Source organism: Arthrobacter sp. SO3 (assembly GCF_020532825.1).
Taxonomy (GTDB): Bacteria; Actinomycetota; Actinomycetes; order Actinomycetales; family Micrococcaceae; genus Arthrobacter.
In genome coordinates this window covers 1-16,836 of record NZ_MQTS01000082.1, presented here as the reverse complement: position 1 = coordinate 16,836, position 16,836 = coordinate 1, and the positions used below count along the sequence as shown (strand labels likewise).

The 16,836-nt window shown below is 67.1% G+C and carries 12 protein-coding genes and 1 pseudogene; 8 read left to right on the top strand and 5 right to left on the bottom strand.

What is annotated here, in order from left to right; translation table 11 throughout:
* Window positions 1–174: 174 nt before the first annotated feature.
* Window positions 175–1,158 carry an electron transfer flavoprotein subunit alpha/FixB family protein gene (locus tag BJQ90_RS08530; protein ID WP_226759865.1) on the bottom strand — a complete coding sequence of 328 codons (984 nt, stop codon included), beginning with the start codon at window positions 1,156–1,158 and terminating at the stop codon, window positions 175–177.
* A gap of 11 nt (window positions 1,159–1,169) precedes the next feature.
* Window positions 1,170–1,946 carry an electron transfer flavoprotein subunit beta/FixA family protein gene (locus tag BJQ90_RS08525; RefSeq protein WP_226759864.1) on the bottom strand — a complete coding sequence of 259 codons (777 nt, stop codon included), beginning with the start codon at window positions 1,944–1,946 and terminating at the stop codon, window positions 1,170–1,172.
* A gap of 224 nt (window positions 1,947–2,170) precedes the next feature.
* Between BJQ90_RS08525 and BJQ90_RS08520 the strand changes: the two genes are divergently transcribed.
* The 4 genes from BJQ90_RS08520 to BJQ90_RS08505 all read left to right on the top strand — a co-directional run bounded on the left by BJQ90_RS08520 (window position 2,171) and on the right by BJQ90_RS08505 (window position 6,331).
* Window positions 2,171–2,767 (top strand): TetR/AcrR family transcriptional regulator, encoded by a 597-nt coding sequence (locus BJQ90_RS08520; protein WP_226759863.1) that lies wholly within the window; start codon window positions 2,171–2,173, stop codon window positions 2,765–2,767.
* Window positions 2,768–2,774: 7 nt separating this feature from the next.
* Window positions 2,775–3,971 carry an SGNH/GDSL hydrolase family protein gene (locus BJQ90_RS08515; RefSeq protein WP_226759862.1) on the top strand — a complete coding sequence of 399 codons (1,197 nt, stop codon included), beginning with the start codon at window positions 2,775–2,777 and terminating at the stop codon, window positions 3,969–3,971.
* Window positions 3,972–4,097: 126 nt separating this feature from the next.
* Window positions 4,098–5,435 (top strand): glutamate decarboxylase, encoded by a 1,338-nt coding sequence (locus BJQ90_RS08510; RefSeq protein ID WP_226759861.1) that lies wholly within the window; start codon window positions 4,098–4,100, stop codon window positions 5,433–5,435.
* 26 nt (window positions 5,436–5,461) lie between these two features.
* The gene (locus tag BJQ90_RS08505) at window positions 5,462–6,331 is read left to right on the top strand and encodes a class II glutamine amidotransferase (protein ID WP_226759860.1); all 870 of its coding nucleotides are present in this window, start codon (window positions 5,462–5,464) and stop codon (window positions 6,329–6,331) included.
* Between the two features lie 1,026 nt (window positions 6,332–7,357).
* Here the strand turns inward: BJQ90_RS08505 and BJQ90_RS08500 are convergent.
* Window positions 7,358–7,594 (bottom strand): hypothetical protein, encoded by a 237-nt coding sequence (locus BJQ90_RS08500; RefSeq protein WP_226759859.1) that lies wholly within the window; start codon window positions 7,592–7,594, stop codon window positions 7,358–7,360.
* Between the two features lie 472 nt (window positions 7,595–8,066).
* Window positions 8,067–8,442, bottom strand: a pseudogene (gene arr, locus BJQ90_RS22870) (NAD(+)--rifampin ADP-ribosyltransferase).
* 147 nt (window positions 8,443–8,589) lie between these two features.
* On the opposite strand from arr, the gene BJQ90_RS08490 reads away from it, so the two are divergent.
* The 4 genes from BJQ90_RS08490 to BJQ90_RS08475 are packed head-to-tail and all read left to right on the top strand — an operon-like array spanning window position 8,590 to window position 15,927.
* Window positions 8,590–10,191, top strand: a complete 1,602-nt coding sequence (locus tag BJQ90_RS08490; RefSeq protein ID WP_226759857.1) for a cytochrome ubiquinol oxidase subunit I — start codon at window positions 8,590–8,592, stop codon at window positions 10,189–10,191.
* Window positions 10,192–10,227: 36 nt separating this feature from the next.
* Window positions 10,228–11,277 carry a cytochrome d ubiquinol oxidase subunit II gene (gene cydB, locus BJQ90_RS08485; protein WP_226759856.1) on the top strand — a complete coding sequence of 350 codons (1,050 nt, stop codon included), beginning with the start codon at window positions 10,228–10,230 and terminating at the stop codon, window positions 11,275–11,277.
* Between the two features lie 6 nt (window positions 11,278–11,283).
* Complete coding sequence (cydD, locus tag BJQ90_RS08480) at window positions 11,284–14,913, top strand: thiol reductant ABC exporter subunit CydD (protein ID WP_226759855.1); 3,630 nt, start codon at window positions 11,284–11,286, stop codon at window positions 14,911–14,913.
* Between the two features lie 21 nt (window positions 14,914–14,934).
* A complete protein-coding gene (locus BJQ90_RS08475; RefSeq protein ID WP_226759854.1) occupies window positions 14,935–15,927 on the top strand; it encodes a GNAT family N-acetyltransferase in 993 nt (330 codons plus the stop codon).
* A gap of 45 nt (window positions 15,928–15,972) precedes the next feature.
* On the opposite strand, the gene BJQ90_RS08470 is transcribed toward BJQ90_RS08475, so the two are convergent.
* Entirely contained in the window at window positions 15,973–16,491 is a 519-nt protein-coding gene (locus tag BJQ90_RS08470) for a DinB family protein (RefSeq protein ID WP_226759853.1), read from the bottom strand.
* Between the last annotated feature and the right edge of the window lie 345 nt (window positions 16,492–16,836).

Genomic DNA, 16,836 nt, shown 5'->3' with positions numbered 1-16,836 from the left:
GGGCGCGGACACCGCCGGCGCGGCGGTGACCGAGCCCGCCCCGGAAACAGACGCCGACGGGGCTGCCGCTCCTGCCGTGACATGGCGTGCGGGCGCCTGGCCTGCTGCCGGCCAGGGCTCACCACCTTCGACGCGCGGCAGGCCCCGCCGAATGGACCGAGACAGAGTTGTCATCTACTTCTTCCGAGCCTCAAGCGCGCTGATCAGCTGGGGTACCACCTTGAAGAGGTCGCCGACCACACCAAAGTCGGCGATCTCGAAGATCGGCGCGTCTGAATCCTTGTTGATGGCGACGATCATCTTCGAGGTCTGCATGCCAGCCCGGTGCTGAATCGCGCCGGAAATGCCCAGCGCGATATACAACTGGGATGACACCGAAACCCCGGTCTGGCCGACCTGTTGCGCCTGCGGGATGTAGCCCGCATCCACCGCGGCACGCGAAGCGCCAACGGCAGCGCCGAGCGTATCGGCGAGCTGTTCAACGAGGGCAAACTGTTCCTCCGACCCGAGGCCGCGGCCACCCGCGACAACCTTCGCGGCACCACGCAGCTCCGGCCGCGAGGTGGCGGCAACTGCCTCCTCGAACGCATCGATCCGCGCGGCCGGCTTCTCGGAGCGCGTCACAGCCCACGCCTCCGAGGCCAGCGGCTGAGCCGTAGCACGCGCCTCGATGGAGCCTTGGCGAACCGTAATCACCGGTGCCCCAAACGTGGACGTTGACGTCACGTTGTAGGCGCCGCCGTAAACGGAGTGGTGTGCCACGACGCCCAAGTCATCGCGTGACACTCCGATCGCATCGGCAGAAACCGCTGCACGAGAACGGGCAGCGTAACGGCCGGCGAGGTCGCGCCCATTCAGGGAATGCGAAATCAGGATCGCGTCCGGCTGCACCTGCTCCGCAGCGGCGGCAAGCGCATCCACGCCCGGCACGCCGAGCTCGGAAGGATCCGGATTCTCCGCGATCAGTACGCGCACGGCACCAAGGCCCGCGGCCTCCGTAGCGGCGGCGCTCCCGGCGCCGGGTGCGGCAAGTACCAATGCAATTGGCGTGCCGACGCCAGCGGCAGCGCCGAAGAGTCCGGGTGCAGCCTTCTCCAGTTCACCGGAAGACCGGGTTTCAACGACGACGAGGATTGCGTCAGGAGGGAATTCAGTCATGTCCATGCTCCTTACGCCAGTCGGTTCTCTACGAGGAAGTCGGCGAGTTTCTCGCCGGCATCACCCTCGTCAATGATCTTTACGCCCGCCGCACGCGGAGGCCTTTCGGCAACGGTCAGCATGATCGAACGCGCCGCCTCCGGGTTGTCCGCCGTGATCCCGAGGTCTGCGAGGGTAAGCAGCTCGAGGGGCTTTTTCTTCGCGGCCATAATTCCTTTGAAGTTCGGGAAGCGGGCCCCGGGAAGCGCCTCGGTAATGGAAATCACCGCGGGCAGCTTCGCTGATACCGTCTGCACGCCGGCGTCGACGGGCCTGGACCCGGACACGCCGCCGTCGCTGATTGCTACGGAGCTCAGGCCGGTAGCATGTGGCACGTCAAGCAATTCTGCAAGCATCGCGGGAATCATGCCGCCGGATCCATCGGTGGAGACGTTGCCAGTGATGACAAGATCAAACCCAACGCGACGGACCGCTGCTGCGAGGGTTTCAGCCGTGAGTCCGAGATCCGCACCGCGGAGCGCTTCGTCAGAGACGTGGATGGCGCTGCCCGCGCCCATCGCAAGCCCCTTGCGGATCGTTGCCGTCGCACCCTCGGGAGCGAGGGAGAGGAGTGCGACTTCAGTGCCCTCGTTCGCATCGGCGTAAGTCAGTGCCAGTTCCAGGGCCCGCTCACCGATCTCATCAATGACTGCCTCGCTGGCTCCCCGATCGGCGAGGCCTGTTTCAAGGTTCAGTTTTCGGTCCCCGTATGTGTCGGGGACCTCCTTTACTAGGACGATAATCTTCATCGATGGCTCTTCCTGTGGCGGGCTTGTCTCTATGGAGGAGACATGTCGAAGCTCCATTGAGTCTACGAAAGTCAGGGCGGTCCTGGCGCACAGCACCCGTGTCGTGAACTGATGCACCAGTCTTCGTCCTTGGCGGGCATACGAAGTTGGCCTAATGGTAGTAGCCTTTTGCCTACGACCATTAGGTTTTACGGGGAAAGAACGCGGGAAAGAAGGAGTCGGCCGTGGCACGAGCAGGCCTGACAGCTGAACGCCTCGCTCAAGGAGGGGCCGATCTTGCCGACGAAATCGGCTTTGAGCAGGTGACAGTTGCCGGACTGGCGCGCCGATTCAAGGTGAAGCCGGCGAGTCTGTATTTCCACGTCAAAAGCTCCGCGGACCTCAAGGCCCGTGTTGCGCTGGTCGCCCTCGCCGAACTCGCGGACCGTGCGTCGGAGGCTGTGGCCGGCCGGTCCCGCGAGGCGGCTCTCGCGGCCCTGGGAAACTCGTATCGGAACTACGCCCACGAGCATCCGGGACGGTTCGCCGCCATGCAACTGCGGCTCGACTCCGAGACGGCCGCCCGGAGCGACGGGCCGCGGCACACCCGCCTGATGCGGGCAATCCTCCGTGAATACGAGCTGGGCGAGGCTGACCAGACCCACGCTGTCCGCTTGCTCGGCAGCACCTTCCAGGGCTACGTGAACCTGGAGCTGAGCGGAAGTTTCAGCCATAGCGAGCCCTCATCCAACGTGAGCTGGGAGCACATCATCCACGGACTCCACATCCTGTTGCAGAACTGGCAAGTGCGCCAACCGGGCGCAGCGAACGACCGGGAATGACGAGCGCATGACAAACACTGACTGGACCACCACAACCCCTATCCCGGCTGCCTTCTTCAAGGGCGTCCTTGAAGTGGAACAGACCGGCCACGGGGTCCTGCCCCACCGACTCCCGGCGAGGGCACGCCTTCAGGCCAATGACCCGCAGTTGTTGATGGCGGAGGCTCAACCGTCTGGTGTCCGGCTTGCTTTCCGCACGGGCGCCAGCGCTCTGGAGCTTGACACGCTGCGCTTCCGATCAACGTACTCCGGTGTGCCGCCGAGGCCTGACGGAGTGGTCGAGCTAGTCGTGAATGGCCAAGTCCTTGGCAGTTCCGTGACCAGTGGCGGGAACGCTGTGACGATCGACATGGCCACAGGAGTTGCCACTCAGGTGGTTGGTCCGGCCTGCACGAGTCGATTCGTGGACCTCCCGGAGGGAATCAAGGACATCGAGCTGTGGTTGCCACACAACGAGAAGACGGAACTCCTTGCACTTCGCACCAATGCATCGGTGGAGCCCACACCACCGGCCGGGCTGCCGAGATGGCTGCATCACGGCAGTTCAATTAGTCAAGGATCCAATGCCACCCGTCCGACGACGATTTGGCCGGCGGTCGCCGGGCGTTTGGGGGGCGCCGATCTCACGAATCTGGGCTTTGGCGGCAGTGCGCTCCTCGACCAGTTCACGGCACGCGCCATACGCGACACACCCGCCGAACTGGTCAGCCTAAAAATCGGCATCAACCTCGTCAACCTCGACCTGATGCGGTTGCGCGCGTTCGGGCCGGCCGTCCACGGTTTCCTTGACACCATCCGCGATGGACACCCAACGACACCATTATTGGTCGTATCGCCCATCCACTGCCCGATCCATGAGGAAACCCCTGGGCCAGGCGCATTCGACCCCGAGGCGCTCGCTGCCGGTGAGCTCCGGTTCCGGGCGACCGGAGACCCCTCCGAGCGGGCTGCGGGCAAGCTCACCCTTGGCGTGATCCGGGATGAGTTGAACCGGATCGTTTGCCAGCGGTCATTGGACGACACGAACCTGTACTACCTGGACGGCCGCGAACTATATGGGGAGCAGGACGCGATCGAACTCCCGCTCCCAGATGCATTGCATCCGGATGCGGCAACGCACCAGCTGATGGGGGAACGTTTCGCACGCCTGGCATTTGCTGCAGGCACTCCGCTGTCGACTGACGAGTATCGACCCAACGTGTGATCCGATCCCGCAGACCCCAAGTCCGGGCCGGGAACACCACGTGGAGGCTCAGCCGGCACTCCTTGTACCGTGAACTACGGGCCAGGCTGTGCTGTCGTTGAGGCCGCGCGATTCTAAGGAGCAGGTATGAGCACGTCACACCGGACATCGCAGCATGAACCCGACACGGCTGTTGAGCTGAACCCCCTGTTCAGCCGGCCGGGGGAGTCCACCATCTTTCCGCGCTTCACGATTCCTGACGGGGAGTCCCTGCCCTCGACCGCCCAGCAGGTTGTCCACGATGAGGCGATGCTGGATGGGAACTCCCGGCTGAACCTGGCGACATGCGTCGGAACGTGGATGGAGCGGGAAGCATCGCAACTTTATGCCGAGACTTTCGACAAGAACATGATCGACAAGGACGAATACCCGCAGACAGCGTCAATCGAGACCCGCTGCTGGCGGATGCTCTCGGACCTGTGGAACGCGCCCGATCCCGCAAAGAGCATCGGGACCTCCACGACCGGGTCCTCCGAGGCGTGCATGCTCGGAGGCCTGGCGTTGAAGCGCCGCTGGCAGCACAGCCGGCGCGCGGCCGGCCTGCCAACGGACAAGCCCAACCTTGTCCTCAGCTCACCTGTCCAGGTGTGCTGGGAGAAATTCTGCAACTACTGGGACGTGGAAGCCCGCTTTGTTCCCGTATCGGTGGAACACCCGATGCTTGACGGCCATGACCTGGACCGGTACGTGGACGAGAACACCATTGGTGTCGTCGCCATTATGGGCGTGACCTACACCGGCACATACGAACCGGTCGAGCTAATCTCGGCAGCTCTGGACGAAATTCAGGTACGCCGCGGCCTGGATGTTCCCATCCACGTGGACGGCGCCTCCGGGGCCATGATCGCACCCTTCCTGCAGCCGGAGGTTGTTTGGGACTTCCGGCTCACCAGGGTCGCGTCGATCAACACCTCGGGCCACAAGTACGGACTGGTGTACCCCGGCCTCGGCTGGGTCGTGTGGCGGGACGAAGAGGCGTTCCCCGATGACCTGATCTTCCACGCCAGCTCTCTCGACGGGGACATGCCGACCTTCGCCCTGAACTTTTCACGGCCCGGCGCCCAAGTGCTGCTGCAGTATTACCTCTTTCTCTCCGGTGAAATCGGAGCCATGGAACCCTTCACCCTGTGGAGCGACGGGTCTGACATCCCGGTCTTTGCATGGCAGCTCACCGACGGCCACACCGGAAACTGGAACCTTCACCACCTGTCCGAGCGCCTCCGGATGAACGGCTGGCTCGTTCCGGCCGACCCCATGCCTGCAGGGCTCAGCGAGGTCACGGTGCAAAGGATCGTTGCCCGTAACGGCTTCACACGCGACCTCGCATCCAGCTTCCTGGCTGACCTCAAAAAGGACGTTGCCTACCTTAACGGGCTGGCCACGCCGATGCCGCCGGCCGGTCAAACACAGGCATTCCACCACTAGCCAGCACTCAAGAGGAAGAACTTGCCATGTGCCGATTATTCGGGCTGCACGCCGGTCCCCGACCGGTCCGCGCCACGTTCTGGCTCCTGGACGCCCCGGACAGCCTGGCCGAGCAAAGCCATCGGGAGCCCGACGGGGCCGGCATAGGGACTTTCGATGCGGACGGCAGAGCCCGAGTGGCCAAACAGCCGCTCGCCGCATGGGAGGACCATGCCTTCGCTCGCGAGGCGCGGGATCTGCAGAGCACAACGTTCCTGGCCCACGTGCGGTATGCCAGCGCCGGCGCGCACACCATGGTGAACACGCACCCGTTCGAACAGGACGGGCGGCTGTTCGCCCACAACGGCGCCTTCAGTGGTCTCGAACGGCTCGATCAGCATCTGGCCGGGCTTGGCGTGACAGACCTTGTTCAGGGTCAGACCGACAGTGAACGCCTCTTCGCCCTCATCACCGCTGAGACTCGACGGACCGGCGGCGACGTCGGAGCAGGGATCACCAGGGCGATCAGCTGGATCGCTGAGGAGTTGCCCGTCTTCAGCTTGAACCTCATCGTGACCACGGCAACGGATCTTTGGGCCGTCAGGTACCCGGCAACCCACGAGCTGCACGTGCTGGAACGGGACCCTGCCGCCGAACCTGCTCCCGCGGCCCCACTGAACGCCCGGAGCAACCGGATCCGCTCCCGCAGCACGGATCTTTCGCTTTCCCCGCATGTCCTCTTCGCTACCGAACCGATGGACCAAAACCCGGGCTGGCGTCCCATGGCACCCGGCGAACTGGTTCACGTCAGCCCGGTCCTGGCGGTGACCGCCACCTTCCCCTTCCCGGACGCCCTTGCGCATCCTCTCACCCTCGCCGATCTTGAACCATCGGCGGCGGCCTCGCAGAAGCCGTGACCCGACGCCGATCACGGCGCGGCCTGCGTTCATGAGACCGACGGCGGCGCTGGACCGGGCCGCCCGGCTCCGCCGAGCCCCCCGCGACTTTGCAGTCGCCGGTGTCAGCATAGGATAACTGCACATCCGTTCGAGGTTGGGGGAACCATGATGGAAATCGGAAACGGCCTTCGATGCCTTTGGGGCACGGCGCTCCTAATGAGCCTCCTAATCAGCCTCCTGACCGCCTGCGTTCCGTCTCCACCTGGCGGCGCAATTCCTGAATCCCCCCTGCCGCCCGCTGGTAGCGAAGTCAGCCGGGCCAGGCGGAGTGACAGGCGAGGTCCTGACTGGAGGACGGTTGTGGGACGAAAACCAGTCCTTGCATTTCGGGGCGGGTTCGGCACAGGTGAGCCCGGCCAAGTGCTCGGGAGTGCTGGCGTGGGCCATGTTAATGTCCGCAGAATTGCCGGCTGCAGGAACTTTCAGCGGAACCCGTGCCGAGCCCGTGTTTATCGCCGTCAGCGCGGACCGCGATGCCGTGCTGGCGTTCCGTGATTGCCACCATCATCGTTGAGGGCCAGCGCCCAGCCCATTTCCTCCGCGTGGCAGCAAAAAACGGGACCCTGTTTGTCCAGGCGACGATGCCCTTGGCCGACCCCAGTGACTACCGCAACGAGGCGAACCGCCTCACGGGCTACGTCAACCAAGTGGTGCGCGGCGAGCAGCAGCTCCTTGACGGGGCCAGTCCCAGTCCCGGTCCGGGGCCCGGGCCCGGGGACCGAACCGCCCGGGGGTCTTGAAAGGTCCTGACCCCCGACGGCAGAGAGCTCCCGGCGCCGTTCTCTTCCCGTTTCGCCGCGACATTGGAGAGGCTTCACGAGCGATCACTTATCAGGGGCGTTTGCCGTGCTGCCACTTCCCGCAACGGATCATGAACTCGGAACTTGTGTAGCTAGTTCTTGAATATTGCTGAACTGAAAGCTGAGAGGGCTGGCACCTAGCGGCCAGCCCTCTCGGATCTCCACTGTGTAGTGCCGCCCGGTCCTACAGCTTGTACATCAACCGCCACCGGTAGGGCTGCCCGTTGACGTAGACATCCGCGGTGCAGAACTGCTCGATCGTGCCCCGCTGACTGTAATAGTCAGCAGCCTGGGAACACTGGGACAGGGAGTAGTAATACGACACCCGCTGCGTGGCCGCCTGCGCGGGCAAGGCTCCACCGATGAATACCGATGCAGCTGCCGCCAAGGCGGCCAGATAAGTGACTAGTATGCGTTTCATCTTGAATCTCCATCGAATAGATTAATCGGTCTTCCGAAAAATATCATTTGCTGAGGGGGAGCGCCAATCAATTGGGATCGACCGTAGGATCGACCCGCGGCCCAGGGCAGTTCGAGGCACCCAAGTGGGAGCTGATTATCTGCGCTGGTTATCCGCGGTGAGGATCGCGGCTGCCTCCTGGCTCCCCTTTGCGGCGGTGGCCAGGCATCTGCGAGTTCAGAAGATGTCTTGTCGTGTGGGGCAATGGCGGGGTCAGGCGTAGCCCAAGGGCCGGGAGCTGAGGGGCAAGGATTCCTCAATGATGGGCAGCCCCGCTCCACGTGCCTGTTGATGCCGGCGGGGCTACCGATCCTTTTGCCGATCTTCTCCAGGTGCTGGTCTATGCCGATCGAGACGCGGGTGCTGATGCGCCGAAGCTGCCGTCTTCGTCGGAGCTCAGTTGATTGCTTCGATGCCAAGACGCTTGAGTTCCTCAAGGTGGTTCCGCATGTTCTGAAGCACCCTCGGGGGAGTGTGGCTGCCAGTCCACGATCTCGTCGACCACCCGCAGGGGGCCCGGGTGCGGTAAGCCTCGTCGTGTTGCCCGGGAACTTCTTGTCCGTCAGATTGCGGACATTCTCAAAGGGGCCAGTGGGTACCTCGCGGTAGATTCTTCCCGCCCCTCGCCCACCCCGAGTTCCGCTTCCCCAGGTGGCCGCGTCCAGGGTTGCGGTCAGGTAGATGTAGTTCGCCCTCTTTCGCTCCCCGAAATTCGAACTATGGCCAGGTGCCAGCAAGTCCCCAGGCTTAAGGTCGGCCTTGGTGCCGTGGTAGAACGGCCCGGGATCCTGGGCCTCGGACGACGGCACCACTCCTGCGTCCCCGGCCAATCCATTGCGGGCCGATCCGCGCCGTGGGACGCTGAGGTGCAGGGAACCGCCAAACTGTTCTACACTCTGTAGAAGAATCTTTCTACGTTGTGTAGAAGTTGTTCGCCTAGCAAGTTAGGGACTGCCTTGGACGCCTTGGAAATCGCACGCTGGCAATTCGGCATCACCACCGTCTACCACTTCATGATGGTGCCGCTCACGATCGGCCTGGGCCTGGTCGTCGCCGTCATCCAGACGATGTGGCACCGCACCGGCAAACCCGAATACCTGCGGATGACCAAGTTCTGGGGCAAGCTCTTCCTGATCAACTTCATCATGGGCGTCGCCACGGGCATCGTGCAGGAGTTCCAGTTCGGCATGGCGTGGAGCGAGTACAGCCGCTTCGTGGGCGACGTCTTCGGGGCGCCGCTGGCGATGGAAGCGCTGCTGGCGTTCTTTGTCGAGTCAACGTTCCTGGGGCTGTGGATCTTCGGCTGGAAGCAGCTCAAACCCGCCGTCCACCTGGCCTGCCTCTGGATCGCCGTGATCGGTTCGGCCTTCTCCGCCTACTTCATCATCGTGGCGAACAGCTGGATGCAGCACCCGGTCGGCGTTGAGATGATCAACGGCCGGCCCGTGATGACCGACGCCTGGGCGGTCTTCACCAACAACACCGCCCTCGTTGCCGTCCCGCACACCCTCTTCGGTGCCCTCGCCGTCGCCGGCGCCTTCCTGCTCGGCATCGCCTGGTACCACCTGTGGCGCCGCCGCCACGACGGGATCGACACCATCGGCGCCGACGGCAAGGTCATTCCCGGCGAGGCCGCCATCCCCGGCCGCGACCGCACCGACCACGCCGTCTGGATCCGCTCCCTGCGCATCGGCGCCGTCGTCGCCATGATTTCCTTCGCCGGCACCGCCGTCACCGGCGACCTGCAGGGCAAACTCATGTTCGAACAGCAGCCGATGAAGATGGCTGCCGCCGAAGCGGCCTGCCACGACGGCACCGGCTTCTCCATCCTCAGCGTCGGCAACGTGGGGTCCAAGAACTGCGACGACGTCGTCGCCGTCATCGAGGTGCCCGGGATCCTGTCCTTCCTCGCCAAGGGTGACTTCACCACGGAGGTCAAGGGCGTCAACAGCCTGCTGGACCAGTACAAGGCCGACTACGGCACCAACCTGCCGGACAACCCGATTTACGGGGACCGGGCCGGGCAGGAGATCCAGTACGTGCCGGTCATGGAGGTCACCTACTGGGGCTTCCGGATGATGATCGGCTTCGGCGGTGTAGCGGCACTGGCCGCGCTGGCTGCCCTGTGGCTCACCCGCAAGGGAACCGTCCCGGCCTCACGCGGCCTCATGCGGCTGGCCGTGTTCGGGATCCTGGCGCCGTTCGGAGCCAACGCCGCCGGCTGGATCTTCACCGAGATGGGCCGGCAGCCGTTCGTCGTGGCCCCGAACCCGGACCCGAGCGGGATCGACCAGGTCTTTATGTTCACGGCCGCCGCCGTCTCACCCGGCGTCTCGGCCGGCGAGCTGCTGACCTCCCTCGTGGTCCTCACCGCGGTGTACGCCGTGCTCCTGGTGGTCGAGGTCAAACTGCTGGTCAAGTACATCCGCGGCGGGGTGGTTGCGGCCATGCCGGAACTCGCGCACGTCCCCGCCGACGAGAACGAGGACGCCGCCCCCAGGGACGGTGGTCCCGGCAGGCCCGGGGAAGCCGACGACGTCCTGGCCTTCGCCTACTAAGCCTTCGCTCCCCAAGAAACGCAGAGGATACTCAGCATGGAACTGCTTCCCACCATCTGGTTCATCGCCATCGCGGTGCTGTGGACGGGCTATCTCTTTCTCGAGGGCTTTGACCTCGGCGTCGGAATGCTGATGAAGGGCTTCGCCCGGAACAACACCGAACGCCGCGTCCTGCTCAACACGGTCGGCCCGGTCTGGGACGGCAACGAGGTCTGGCTGCTGACAGCCGGGGGCGCCACCTTCGCGGCCTTCCCGCTCTGGTACGCCTCACTGTTCTCCGCCCTGTACCTGCCGCTGCTGCTGGTCCTCGTCGCCCTCATCTTCCGTGCCGTGGCCTTCGAATACCGTGGCAAGGTGGACAACCCGCGCTGGCGTGCCCGCTGGGACTGGGCCATCTCCCTGGGCTCCCTTGTGGCGGCCTTTGGCGTCGGCGCGGCCCTGGCACTGACCACCACCGGCCTCCCGCTGAACGCCAACGGAGACCGCGAAGGCGGCCCGTTCGCGTGGTTCAGCGCCTACGCCGTGCTGGGCGGCCTCGCCGTCGTCGGGTTCTCGCTGCTGCACGGACTCGCCTTCCTGGCCCTGAAGACCGACGGCGACGTCCGGCACCGCGCGCGCCGGTGGTTTGTCCGGCTCCTGCCCGTCCTGCTGCTGCCGATCGCGGGCTGGGCGGTGAGCCTGCAGCTGCTCAGCGGCGAGGTCTGGACCGTGCTTGCCGTCGTCGCCGCCGTGGTGGCCGCCGTCGTGGCCTGGAACTTCGCCCGCAAGGGTGCCGAAGGCCGTGCGTTCCTGTCCCTGGGCGCGTTCCTCCTGCTCGGCAGCGCCTCGATCTTCGGCGCCGCCTTCCCCGTGGTGCTGCCGTCCACGCTGAACCCGGCCTTCAACCTCACGATCTCCAATGCTTCATCCTCGGACTACACCCTGGGGCTGATGACCATCGTCGCCTGCATCGGGCTGCCGCTGGTCCTTGCCTACCAGGCATGGACGTACTGGGTGTTCCGGCGCCGGGTGAGCGACGCGCACATCCCCGACGCCCACAGCTTCCTCCCCGCCATCGCCGCCAAAGCCCTGGCGCCCAAGGACTAGCAGCTGATGAGACCGCAGTTCCCCGCGGGGGCCGCCAACCGTGCCGCCCTCTACCTGCTGGGCCTGCTCGCGGCCCTGAAGGCCCTGTCCCTCGTGCTGATCGGGCAGGCGGTCGCGTCCATGCTGGCGGGGCTGATGGCCGGAGACCCTGCCTGGGGCGGGCAGTTGTACTGGGGCGTCGCGGGGGTGGTGCTTCGGTCCCTGACTGTCTGGGCCCAGGCTGTCGCTTCGCGCCGGGCGGCGCTGGGCGTGAAGGAGGAACTGCGCTCGCAGTTGCTCGCGCATGCCCTGCGTAACGGCACCCGGCCGTCAGGCCCCTCCGACGGCGGACTCGCCATTCTCGCGACCCGCGGACTGGACGCCCTGGACAGCTACTACACCCAGTTCCTGCCCGCCCTGGTGAACTGCGCGGCGATCCCGCTGCTGCTGGGCGCGCGTATCCTCTACGCCGACTGGATCAGCGCCGTGGTGATCGTGCTGACCGTGCCGCTGGTCCCGCTCTTTATGATCCTGATCGGCCGCTACACCGATGACCGCGTCCGGGAAGCCCAGTCGGCCCTGGCCCGGCTGTCCGGCCACATGCTAGAGCTCGCCAGGGGCCTGCCCGTCCTCGTGGGGCTGGGCCGCGCCACCGCCCAGCGCAAGGCCCTCGAGGACCTCTCCGAGGACTACCGCCGCCGGACCATGGGAACCCTGCGGACCGCGTTCCTCTCCGCCCTCGCGCTGGAACTCATCGCCACCATTTCCGTGGCCGTCGTTGCGGTTTTCATCGGCGTCCGGCTGGTCCACGGCGACATGGCACTGGAAGCCGGGCTGCTGGCCCTGATTCTCGCCCCGGACTGCTACCTCCCGCTCCGGGAACTGGGCACCGCCCACCACGCCAGCGACGAAGGCCGCGCCGCGCTCGCCGAAACCACCGCCGTCCTTGAGGCACCCGAGCCCACCCCGCTGCGGCCCGCTGCTCCGGCCGCGGCCTTCCGAGCGGACGCCGCGGGGACGGCATCCGGAGCCGCACGGCCGCCGGCCCTGACCGTTGCCGGTCTGACCGTCCGCTACGGCGGCCGGACCGGCGCCGCCGTCGGGCCGCTCAGTTTCACCGCCGCCCCGGGCCGGATCACCGCCCTCGACGGCCCCAGCGGAGCCGGCAAGAGCACCGTCCTTGGCGTGCTGGCCGGCACCATCGGGACCGGCGGCGGTACGGACCGGCACACCACGGTCACCGGACGGCTCGAAGGATTCACGACGGCGGACGTCGCCTGGGTGCCGCAGCATCCCGTCATGGTCGCCGCGACCGTGCTGGAGGAGGTCCGGCTGTATCTGGGAGCGGCCGCGGGGCCGTCCGCCGACGACCGGGCAGCGGCCGGCGCGGCGCACGACCGGGTAGCGCGCGACGCCGCCGACCCCGCCCTGCGCTGCCTGGCCGCCTGCGCCGCCGGACACCTCGCCGCCAAGCACCCCGCTGAACTCAGCCCGGGGGAGCTGCGCCGCGTCGCACTGGCCCGCGGCCTGGCCAGGATCGAGGCCGGAGCGACTGTGCTGCTGCTCGACGAACCTACCGCCCACCTGGACCGGGAATCCGCCGCTGCGGTCAGCGGCGCCATCGCCGGGCTGCGCGGCAAGGTCACCGTCCTGCTGGTAGCCCACGACCGGCAGACCCGGGAACTCGCCGACGACCTGGTGGCGGTGGCAGCCGGCTCCGGGGCCGTGTCCGCTGCGCACACCGCTTCGTCCGGCGGGACAGTCGAGGCGTCCGTGCGCGAAACCGCGCCGGCATCACTGTCATCCGGCCGCTCTGGCGCCGCATCCGCGGCCGGCCGGTCCGATCCACAGTCCGCCGGGCCCCGGCCAACCGAACTTAAGCCGGCCGAACTCCGGCCCGCCGAACTCCAGCCGGCCGGCTGGATGGCATCCGGTGAGCTGACGGCTGGGGCGGACGGAAGGGCGGCCCGCGGGTCAACGGCGGCCCGGCTCAGCCGGTTGCTCGCCCCGGTCGGAGCCAAGTTCGCCGCGGCCGGCGTCGTCGGCACCCTGGCGGCCCTCTTCGCCGTCGCCCTTGCCGGGCTCTCCGGCTGGCTGATCATCCGCGCCAGCGAGCAGCCGCCCATCCTGTACCTGCTCACCGCGATCGTGGGGGTGCGCTTCTTCGGCATCGGCCGGGCCGGGCTGCGCTACCTTGAACGGCTCCTGCTGCACGACGCCGTCTTCTCCGCCCTGACCCGGCTCCGCGGCCGGCTCTGGGAATCGCTGAGCCGCCGTGCCCTCTCGCTGCGTCGGCTGCTGCAGGGCGGCAACGTCCTGGGCACCGTGGTGGACGATGTCGACACCGTCCGGGAGCTCCTGCCCCGGGTGGTCCTGCCGCCCGTGACCGCCGTGGCCGTCGCGGCCGCCGCAGCCACCTGCATCGCCCTGCTGCTGCCGGCCGCGCTGCCCGCCGTAATTGCCGCCGCCCTGCTGAGCCTCGTGGCGGCCCCCGCCCTGGCGCTGGCAGCGGACCGGATGTCCGCGGGCACCGAACAGCGGCTGCGCTCCGGTGTCCTCCGCCAGGTGGCTGCGGCCCTCGACGCCCGCGCCGAACTCCACGCCAACAACGTCTCCGCGCCGGTGCTCGCCGCCATCACAAGCGCCGACCGCTCCGCGACCGCCGCCTCCCAGCGCTCGGCCTGGGCCGAAGGGCTCGGCCAGGGGCTCACAGTGCTTGCCTGCGGGACAGCCGCCCTGGCCAGCGCCGTGCTGGCCGCTCCGCTAGCGCTCAGCGGAGCGGTCGAACCCTCAACCGTTGCCGTCGTTGTGCTGCTGCAGCTCGCCCTCGTGGAACCGTACGCGGCCATCACGACGGCGGTCCGGCAATACCCGGCGCTGCGCGCAGTGCTGCGGCGCATCGGCGAAGCCGGGGTGCTCGACAAGGACGACGCCGCCCGGGACTCCGCAGGCCTTGTCGCGGTGGCGGGGAGGCCCGGCGGTCAGCCCGGGATCGAACTCCGGGACCTAGCGGCAGCCTGGCCCGGCGGCCCGCGGGTCTTCACCGAACTCACAGCAGCCGCGGAACCCGGTCGCTGGCTCTCCGTTACCGGGACCTCGGGCTCCGGCAAATCAACCCTGCTCGCCGTCGTCCTGGGCTTCCTCCCGGCGGCAAGCGGTCAAATCCTGCTGAGCGGGCGCGCAGCCTGGTGCCCGCAGGAGGCGCACCTCTTCGACTCCACCATCCGCGGCAACCTGTTGCTGGGGCTTCCGGAAGGCCAGCGCGGGGGACTGGCGGAGCCGCGGCTGCAGGACGCCCTGGCCGCGGTGGGCCTTGGGCCGCTGATCGGACGGCTGGAGCACGGTCTGGACACCCGGATTGGACCCGGCGGGGCATTCCTCAGCGGCGGCGAGCGGCAGCGACTCGCCGTCGCCCGCACGCTCCTGACCGGGGCCGACGTGATCCTGCTGGATGAACCCACGGCCCACCTGGATGCGGAGTCCGGCCGTGCGATGCTGGCGGAACTGCGGCAGGGGCTGCGGGACCGCACCGTCGTGCTCGTCACGCACAACCCGGAGGACATCGCCGCGGGTGACAGCCGCCTGGACCTTGACCGCGCGGCGGCCACGCACACGTCGCGTCCGCAGGAGGCAACGCCGCTGCTGGCGCGGGGGTAACCCGGACGTTAGCCTGTTGCCATGAACGGACACCCCGACGCCCTGGCCAGCCTGGATCCCCGCCTGTCGTGGCGGGCCGCCGGGACCGCGGACCTGGACGGCTGGGCGGCGCTGATCGCCCGGACCGCCGCCGTCGAACGGCCAGTGTGGTTTGAACGACGCGCGGACCTGGAACAGGTCTTCCAATCGCAGAAGAACCCGGCCGCCGCGAACACCATCCTCGGCTTCGACTCCCAGGGCGTGGCCCGGGCCTATGGCCGGATCACCAAGAACCCGGACGGTGAGAAGGCGGTCGGATTCGGCTGCGTCGACCCCGCGTGGCAGGGGACCGGGATCGGCACCGGGGTGCTGGGCTGGATGGAAGCGAGGACCCGGCAGCGTTTTGCCGAGGACGCGACGGAGGGCGTTGCGCCGAGACTGCGGCTCCATATGGAACAGCAGCACACGCATCAGGCCGCCCTGTTCGAGGGTGCCGGCTTCCGGATTGTCCGCTACTACAACGAGATGCACCGGCCGCTCCAGGATGGCCTTCCCGCGGTGGGGCTCGACGACGGGCTGGAGCTCGTGGGCTTTGGGCCCGGGCTGCACGAGCCGGTGCGACTGGCGCACAACGAGGCCTTCCGGGACCACTGGGGCAGCGAGCCCCGGGACGAGGAGTCCTGGGGCTTCGTGGTGAATGATCCGCTGGCCCGGCCGGACCTGAGCGCCGTCGTCCTGGAATGGGCCAGCGGGCGGGTAGCCGGTTACCAGCTCGCCAGCCACGACGCCGTCAGTGCGGAGTCACGGGGCTACAAAGAGGGCTACACGGACCTGCTGGGGGTGCGGCGGGAGTTCCGCGGCCGCGGGGTGGCGCAGGCGCTGCTGGCCGATGCGATGCGGCGCTTCGCCGCGGCCGGGATGGACCAGGCCTCGCTCGACGTCGACTCGGAGAACCCCACCGGGGCCCTGGCCCTCTACGCCAAGATGGGCTACGCCGCCGTCAGCACCAGCATGGCCTGGGACAAGGAACTCTAGCGGGCGAGCCGCCCGTCAGCCATCCGCACGTTGCCCGCCCGTATGCTAGCCATCCACATCGTGGAGGTGATGGACGACGTCGTGCAGGAAATACTGCGCGAAGGTCAGCACGGTGAACTCGGAACCGTTGCTGCGGGTGCCCTTGCGGCTCCAGTGCTCCTCCGTGACCCGCGCGAAGGAGGCGGCGATCTGCCCGCCCTCAGCTGTGAGTTCCGCGCTGACCTCGGCCGGGTCGGCGTTGGCGTAGTCCTTCTCGACCGCGGTGAGGTCCTGGTCCCAGTCCGCGAACCGGGCGTCATCCTCACTGAGCATGAGGCCCAACCGGTGATCAAACAAGGTGAAGACGTCCCGGACGTGGCAGGCATACTCGAGCACCGACCAGGTGTTCCCCTCCGGGCGTTCCGTGGCGTCCGGACGCCGCAGCGCCACCCGCCAGCGCGGGAGCATACTTTCCACGATCCCGGCCGCCGTCGCGGGCGTCGCCGCCGACGCATCGAAACCGCACTCCGGGCAGGGCCGCTGCAGGACCCAGGTCCAATCCTTGATATCCGGGATGATAGGCATGCGAGCAGTCTAAACGCATTTCCCCCGGAGGCAGTTGAAAGCCGGGCGGGCTCCGCGGAGAGCCCGTGTCAGCGGCGACGCGCCCCCAAGTCCTTTGCCTCAGCCACCAATGAGGAAACAGCAACTGAGGACACAGCCACATCACCTTCACGACTTAGGTGCACCGGGGTGACAGAAGCCGGTACGGCGATCTTGCTGGCCACATTGCCACTGGTCCCGGCGTCGTGGCCCGGTCCAGGTCTGCACCCGCACCAGCAGCCGTCGGTGGCGGGTTCAAGCGATCGTTGCAACACCTCCGAATTATCGGGAGTTGCAACGCGAATGGAATCACCATCAAGAAGTAGT

Excerpts from the sequence above, each read along its gene's own strand:
- BJQ90_RS08530 (WP_226759865.1), bottom strand. The coding sequence starts at position 1,158 with ATGACTGAATTCCCTCCTGACGCAATCCTCGTCGTCGTTGAAACCCGG.
- BJQ90_RS08525 (WP_226759864.1), bottom strand. The coding sequence starts at position 1,946 with ATGAAGATTATCGTCCTAGTAAAGGAGGTCCCCGACACATACGGGGAC.
- BJQ90_RS08515 (WP_226759862.1), top strand. The coding sequence starts at position 2,775 with ATGACAAACACTGACTGGACCACCACAACCCCTATCCCGGCTGCCTTC.
- BJQ90_RS08510 (WP_226759861.1), top strand. The coding sequence starts at position 4,098 with ATGAGCACGTCACACCGGACATCGCAGCATGAACCCGACACGGCTGTT.
- BJQ90_RS08505 (WP_226759860.1), top strand. The coding sequence starts at position 5,462 with ATGTGCCGATTATTCGGGCTGCACGCCGGTCCCCGACCGGTCCGCGCC.
- BJQ90_RS08500 (WP_226759859.1), bottom strand. The coding sequence starts at position 7,594 with ATGAAACGCATACTAGTCACTTATCTGGCCGCCTTGGCGGCAGCTGCA.
- cydB (WP_226759856.1), top strand. The coding sequence starts at position 10,228 with ATGGAACTGCTTCCCACCATCTGGTTCATCGCCATCGCGGTGCTGTGG.
- cydD (WP_226759855.1), top strand. The coding sequence starts at position 11,284 with ATGAGACCGCAGTTCCCCGCGGGGGCCGCCAACCGTGCCGCCCTCTAC.
- BJQ90_RS08475 (WP_226759854.1), top strand. The coding sequence starts at position 14,935 with ATGAACGGACACCCCGACGCCCTGGCCAGCCTGGATCCCCGCCTGTCG.
- BJQ90_RS08470 (WP_226759853.1), bottom strand. The coding sequence starts at position 16,491 with ATGCCTATCATCCCGGATATCAAGGATTGGACCTGGGTCCTGCAGCGG.